The 527-nt window shown below is 71.5% G+C and carries 1 protein-coding gene; it reads right to left on the minus strand.

Annotated features, from left to right (window positions below; all coding sequences use genetic code 11):
- Positions 1 to 134 precede the first annotated feature (134 nt).
- Positions 135 to 527: VanZ family protein (locus CCN72_RS16985; RefSeq protein WP_086808254.1), on the minus strand; the 393-nt coding region annotated here is incomplete at its 5' end.

Here is a 527-nt window from a genome sequence, read left to right on the forward strand (position 1 = left end):
GGCCCGCGCACACTCCGCCGATCATGCGGCCGTGGGTGGGTCGGGCAAGGGCGGTCATGACATCCTCCGTGGTCGTCGGTCGGCTCGATCAGCTGTCTACGACGATACGGACACGAAGGGGATGAAGCGTCACTCTAAGGAGCGATTCCGACCCTGGGAATCGTCGGGGTCCGCCCCTGAGAAAGCCCCTCCTGAAAGGTGGCCGGCTCCGCCTCCAGACCCTCGTGCAGCAGCTCCCACCTGCGCAGACGCGCGCGAGCCGCGGGGACGACGAGCAGATGGGCCACTATCGCCCCGGCCGTGTTCAGCAGCAGCGAGTCGACGTCCACGACCCGGCCCGGGACCCCGGTCTGCAACAGGGCGATGCCGAGCGAGATCAGACAGGCCGCGGCGGCGGTGCGCAGCAGCGAGGCGAGCGGCGACACCGTGAGCCGCCCGTGCGCCATCGGCAGCAGCACCCCGAGCGGCGCGAGCAGCCCGAGCCCCTCACCGAGCGGCTTCACCGCGGCCGGCCACCCCAGCGCCAG

It is taken from the genome of Streptomyces murinus (assembly GCF_002154555.1).
Taxonomy (GTDB): Bacteria; Actinomycetota; Actinomycetes; order Streptomycetales; family Streptomycetaceae; genus Streptomyces; species Streptomyces murinus.